Source organism: Spirillospora sp. NPDC049652 (assembly GCF_040675125.1).
Lineage (GTDB): Bacteria > Actinomycetota > Actinomycetes > Streptosporangiales > Streptosporangiaceae > Spirillospora.
In genome coordinates this window covers 1-4851 of the sequence record NZ_JBFAOF010000551.1, presented here as the reverse complement: position 1 = coordinate 4851, position 4851 = coordinate 1, and the positions used below count along the sequence as shown (strand labels likewise).

The 4851-nt window shown below is 72.9% G+C and carries 6 protein-coding genes; 5 read left to right on the top strand and 1 reads right to left on the bottom strand.

What is annotated here, in order from left to right; all coding sequences use genetic code 11:
- Both AB0J52_RS27575 and AB0J52_RS27570 read left to right on the top strand, forming a co-directional pair.
- Window positions 1–653, top strand: a 653-nt coding sequence (locus tag AB0J52_RS27575) for a sensor histidine kinase (protein WP_500185269.1), incomplete at its 5' end; no start/stop codon positions are given.
- Window positions 641–1288: a response regulator transcription factor gene (locus tag AB0J52_RS27570; protein WP_500185268.1), complete on the top strand. Its 648-nt coding sequence runs from the start codon at window positions 641–643 to the stop codon at window positions 1286–1288. The genes AB0J52_RS27575 and AB0J52_RS27570, both read left to right, overlap by 13 nt.
- A 19-nt stretch (window positions 1289–1307) precedes the next feature.
- Here AB0J52_RS27570 and AB0J52_RS27565 read toward each other — a convergent pair whose 3' ends face one another.
- A complete protein-coding gene (locus AB0J52_RS27565; RefSeq protein ID WP_500185266.1) occupies window positions 1308–1775 on the bottom strand; it encodes an Lrp/AsnC family transcriptional regulator in 468 nt (155 codons plus the stop codon).
- Between the two features lie 118 nt (window positions 1776–1893).
- On the opposite strand from AB0J52_RS27565, the gene hppD reads away from it, so the two are divergent.
- From hppD to AB0J52_RS27550, 3 genes are all read left to right on the top strand, one after another.
- Entirely contained in the window at window positions 1894–2985 is a 1092-nt protein-coding gene (gene hppD, locus AB0J52_RS27560; RefSeq protein WP_500185264.1) for a 4-hydroxyphenylpyruvate dioxygenase, read from the top strand.
- A 61-nt stretch (window positions 2986–3046) separates the two neighbouring features.
- Window positions 3047–3595 (top strand): DUF4190 domain-containing protein, encoded by a 549-nt coding sequence (locus AB0J52_RS27555; RefSeq protein ID WP_500185263.1) that lies wholly within the window; start codon window positions 3047–3049, stop codon window positions 3593–3595.
- Window positions 3596–3681: 86 nt separating this feature from the next.
- A complete protein-coding gene (locus tag AB0J52_RS27550) occupies window positions 3682–4551 on the top strand; it encodes an RDD family protein (protein ID WP_500185261.1) in 870 nt (289 codons plus the stop codon).
- The last annotated feature ends 300 nt before the right edge of the window (window positions 4552–4851 follow it).

Sequence of the window (4851 nt, the reverse complement as noted above, 5' to 3'; positions counted from 1 at the left end):
GGGTGGACGAGCTGACCGCCCAGCGCGCGGACACGACCGTCGCGCAGGCCGCCGAGATCCGCCGCATCGAGCGCGACCTGCACGACGGCGCGCAGGCCCGGCTGGTGTCCCTCGGCCTGTCGCTGGCCACGGCCGAGAAGCTGATGGAGACCGATCCCGCGCAGGCCAGGGCGCTGATGCGGGAGGCGCGGACGGGCGCCGCCAAGTCGCTGAGCGAGATCCGCGACCTGGTCCACAACATCCACCCGCCGCTGCTGAACGAGCGCGGCCTGGTCGACGCCGTCCGCGCCCTGGCCCTGGACACGCCGCTCGACGTGGCCGTCAGCGCCGACCCCCTGCCGCGGCTGGACGCGCCGATCGAGTCCGCCGTGTACTTCGGGATCGCCGAACTGCTGACCAACACCGTCAAGCACGCGCGGGCGTCCACCGCGCGGATCTCGATCGTCCGCGAGGCCCCGGGGCTGGTCGTGGACGTCGAGGACGACGGACGCGGCGGAGCCGGGCGGCCGGCGGGCGGCGGAGCCGGGCGGCCGGACGGCGGCGGGCTGGCGGGGGTGCGGCGGCGGCTCGCCGTCTTCGACGGCGCCCTGGAGATCGTCAGCCCCGAGGGCGGGCCGACCCGAGTGAGAATGACGGTGCCATGCGAGTTCTGATCGCCGAGGACCTGTACCTCCTGCGGGACGGGATGGTCCGCCTGGTCGAGGCGTACGGCCACGAGGTGGTGGCGACGGCCGGGACCGGTCCCGAGACCATGGCGGCCCTGCTGGAGCACCGTCCGGACGTGTCGGTCGTGGACGTCCGGATGCCGCCCGCCCAGTCCGACGAGGGCCTGCGGGCCGCCCTCGCCGCCCGCCGCGAGGTCCCCGGCCTGCCGGTCCTGGTCCTCTCCCAGCACGTCGACCAGCTCTACGCCCGCGAGCTGCTCGCGGACGGCGCGGGCGGCATCGGCTACTTCCTCAAGGAGAGCGTCTTCGACGCCGACCAGTTCATCGAGGCGCTGGAGCGCGTCGCGGCGGGCGGCACGGCCATGGACCCGGCCGTGATCGCCAAGCTGCTGTCGTCCGGGCCGTCCCACCGCCGCCTGGACGCCCTCACCGAACGGGAGCACGCCGTCCTCGCCCTGATGGCCGAGGGGCTGTCGAACCAGGCGATCGGCCGCCGCCTGTTCCTCAGCGAGAGCGCGATCGGCAAGTACACGACGTCCATGTTCGGCAAGCTCGGCATCACCGACGACGACCACGGCAACCGGCGGGTCCTCGCCGTCCTCGCCTACCTGAACGAGGCCTGACCGCGGCGGGCCCTCCCGGCTACGGGCGGCTGATGGCCCTGACCAGGGGCAGCGTGCGGGTGGTGATCTGGTTGGCGAGGGAGATCACCGAGGCGGCCCGCTCGACGCCCGGGGTGGCGACGATCAGGTCGATGACGCGCTGCAGGTCGGCGTTGGAGCGGGCCACGACGCGGCAGAGCATGTCGCCCGGGCTGGTGATGGTGTGCGCCTCGATGATCTCGGGGATGGCGGCCAGCCCGTGCGCCACGGGGTCGTGGCCGCGGGCCTGGCGGAGCTGGAGCGTGACGAAGGCCGTCACGCCGTAGCCGAGGGCGGCCGGGTCGATCTCCGGGCCGTAGCCGCGGATCACGCCGTCCCTGGCCATCCGGTCGAGGCGCGCCTGGACCGTGCCGCGGGCGACGCCGAGCCGGCGGGACGCCTCCAGCACGCCCACGCGCGGTTCGAGGGTGAACAGCTCGATGATGCGGCCGTCCAGCTCGTCGATCATCTCTGGGACCTCGTCAGGTTGTACGGTCTGCCGAACGCCGACCGGGACAGGCTGGGCAGGTTGCACAGTGATCTGGACCACTGTTGCGCATTCTGCGAGTGGTGTCGAGATTGGTGGCATGGACGAGTTTCCGGTCAAGGGCATGGACGCGGTCGTCTTCGCCGTCGGCAACGCGAAGCAGGCCGCGCATTACTACTCCACCGCGTTCGGGATGCGCCGGGTCGCCTACCGGGGACCGGAGACGGGCTTCCCCGACGAGGCCGTCCACGTGCTCGAATCGGGTGCGGCGCGGTTCGTCTTCCGGGGCCCGGTGCGCGCCGGAACCGAGGTCGGACGGCACGTCGCCCAGCACGGCGACGGCGTGGTCGACCTCGCGATCGAGGTCCCGGACGTCGAGGGCGCCTACCGGCACGCCGTGGCCAAGGGCGCGCACGGCCTCGAAGAGCCGCACGTCCTGGAGGACGAGCACGGCAAGGTGACCGTCGCGGCGATCGCGACCTACGGCGAGACGCGGCACTCGCTGGTCGACCGGTCCCACTACGACGGGCCCTACCTGCCGGGCTTCCAGACCGCCGAGCCGTTCGTCGCGCCGCCCGCCAAGCGGTACTTCCAGGCCATCGACCACTGCGTCGGCAACGTCGAGCGCATGGACGAGTGGGCCGGCTTCTACCACCGGGTCATGGGCTTCACCGACATGGCCGAGTTCATCGGCGACGACATCGCCACCGAGTACTCGGCGCTGATGTCCAAGGTCGTCGCGGACGGAACGCGCAAGGTGAAGTTCCCGCTCAACGAGCCCGCCGAGAGCCGCCGCAAGTCCCAGATCGAGGAGTACCTGGAGTTCTACGGCGGACCGGGCGTCCAGCACGTCGCGCTCGCGACCAACGACATCCTGGCCTCGGTGGACGGCATGGCGGCCGCCGGGCTGGAGTTCCTGAAGACCCCCGCGTCCTATTACGAGGACCCCGAGCTGCGCGCGCGCATCGGCTCGGTCCGGGTTCCGGTGGACGAGCTGAAGAAGCGCGGGATCCTCGTCGACCGGGACGAGGACGGCTACCTGCTGCAGATCTTCACCCAGCCCGTCCAGGACCGTCCGACGGTGTTCTTCGAGCTGATCGAGCGGCACGGCTCGCTCGGCTTCGGCAAGGGGAACTTCAAGGCGCTGTTCGAGGCCATCGAGCGCGAACAGGCCCGCCGCGGCAACCTGTGACCCCGGGGACGTCGCGGCTTCGGCAGGTTTGAGCAGGCGTCCGCGTGCCGAGATTGAGGGCATGACGCAACCGCCGCAGCAACCACCGCCGGGTGAACCGCCCGAGGACAGGCCGTCCGGATCCGATCCGTACCGCGGCCAGCCACCGCCCCAGCCGGGCTGGGGCGACCCGGGGGGCCAGGGGCACCACGAGCAGGGCGGCCACGGGCAGGGCGGCCACGGGCAGCAGCACTACGGAGACGCCTACGGCGACCCGTACGGCTGGCAGAACCAGCAGCAGAACCCGCAGCAGCAGCCGTACGGGTACGGCCAGCAGGCCCCCTACGGGCCGTACGGCGGCCCGCCCGCGGGCGCGCCGGGCACCACCAACGGGATGGCGATCGCCTCCCTGGTCACCGGAATCATCGGACTGTTCTGCGGCATCTCCGCGATCCTCGCCGTCGTGTTCGGCCACATCGCGCTCGGCCGCATCAAGCGCACCGGCGAGGGCGGGCGGGGCATGAGCATCGCCGGCCTCGTCATGGGCTACCTCGGCCTCGTCGGCTGGATCCTCTACCTCATCATCGTCATCGTGGTCGCCGCCAAGGACTCCGGATCCGGGACGGCCTAGAAGAGTCCGGCAAGTCGGGGCAAAGATCGCTCCATGACGCGGCGGGGTGGCGTTTGCCTCCGCCCCGTCCGGCACACCTTGACGGCATGACGCAACCGCCTTCCAACCCGCCGCCGGGCGACGACGAGCAGCCCTGGCAGCCGCCGCAGCGACCTCCGCAGCAGCCGCCGGACCAGCCACCGCCCGGAGGGGGAGGCGAGGGTCCGGGACCCTACGGCGGCGGCCCCGGCCAGGAACCGTACGGCGGCGGCACAAGCCCTGGACCCTACGGCGGCGGGGCGGGGCAAGAACCCCACGGCGGCGGCACGGGCCCAGGGCCGTACGGCGGGGGCGCGGGCCAGGGGCCCTACGGCGGCGGGACGGGTCCGGGACCCTATGGCGGCGGAACGGCCCACCAGCCCTACGGAGACACCGGGCAGGACCCGTACGGGCCGCCGCCCGGCTACGGCGGTCCGCACGGCGGTCCCCACGATCCGGCGGGCGAGCTCGCGAGCCCGTGGCGGCGGCTCGCCGCCATCATCATCGACTACGTCATCCTGGCGATCGTGGGCTGGCTGATCACGCTGCCGTTCGGCCAGGTCGTCGAGGTCACCGGGCCGAGCGGGGACCAGCGGATCAGCTGGCACGCGGGCGGGTTCACCGCGAACCTGCTGGTCACGATCCTGACCCTCGCCTACTTCACGATCCTGCACGGCAAGTTCGGGCAGACCGTGGGGAAGATGGCGCTGCGCACCCGGGTCGTCCGCGCGGCCGACGGCGGGGCGATCAGCTACGGCGCGGCGCTGCTGCGCGGCTTCGTCATGTACGTGCTGTGGGCGATCTGCTGCGTCGGCGGGATCGTGGACAGCGTCTGGCTGCTCGGCGACCACCGGCGGCAGACCCTGCACGACAAGGCCGCCAAGACCGTGGTCGTCCGCGCCGACGCCGGGACGCCCAACCCCTACCAGGGCCGCTGACCGCCCGCGGTCCCGCTTCCGGGCGCGCGGACCTGCGGGCGGCTCGGCGAGTCCGGGGGGATGACCGAGCGGGGCGTGCCGGATGGCCGGTCGGGGACGGGCGGATGGTACGAGTTGCCCTGTCTGCCACCGGACGGGCAGGCTGGGCCTCGTGCCACAGGACGCCCGCTCTCCCCGATACGTCCGGTTCTCCCCCGCCTTCCGGCCCGGACGCGCCGCGCCACTGCTGCGCGGCGTCGCGGGACTGGCGGCGTTCGCGCTGGTCGCGGGCTGCCAGGTGTCGGTCCGCGCCGGCGGTGA

Excerpts from the sequence above, each read along its gene's own strand:
- AB0J52_RS27570 (WP_500185268.1), top strand. The coding sequence starts at position 641 with ATGCGAGTTCTGATCGCCGAGGACCTGTACCTCCTGCGGGACGGGATG.
- AB0J52_RS27565 (WP_500185266.1), bottom strand. The coding sequence starts at position 1,775 with ATGATCGACGAGCTGGACGGCCGCATCATCGAGCTGTTCACCCTCGAA.
- hppD (WP_500185264.1), top strand. The coding sequence starts at position 1,894 with ATGGACGAGTTTCCGGTCAAGGGCATGGACGCGGTCGTCTTCGCCGTC.
- AB0J52_RS27555 (WP_500185263.1), top strand. The coding sequence starts at position 3,047 with ATGACGCAACCGCCGCAGCAACCACCGCCGGGTGAACCGCCCGAGGAC.
- AB0J52_RS27550 (WP_500185261.1), top strand. The coding sequence starts at position 3,682 with ATGACGCAACCGCCTTCCAACCCGCCGCCGGGCGACGACGAGCAGCCC.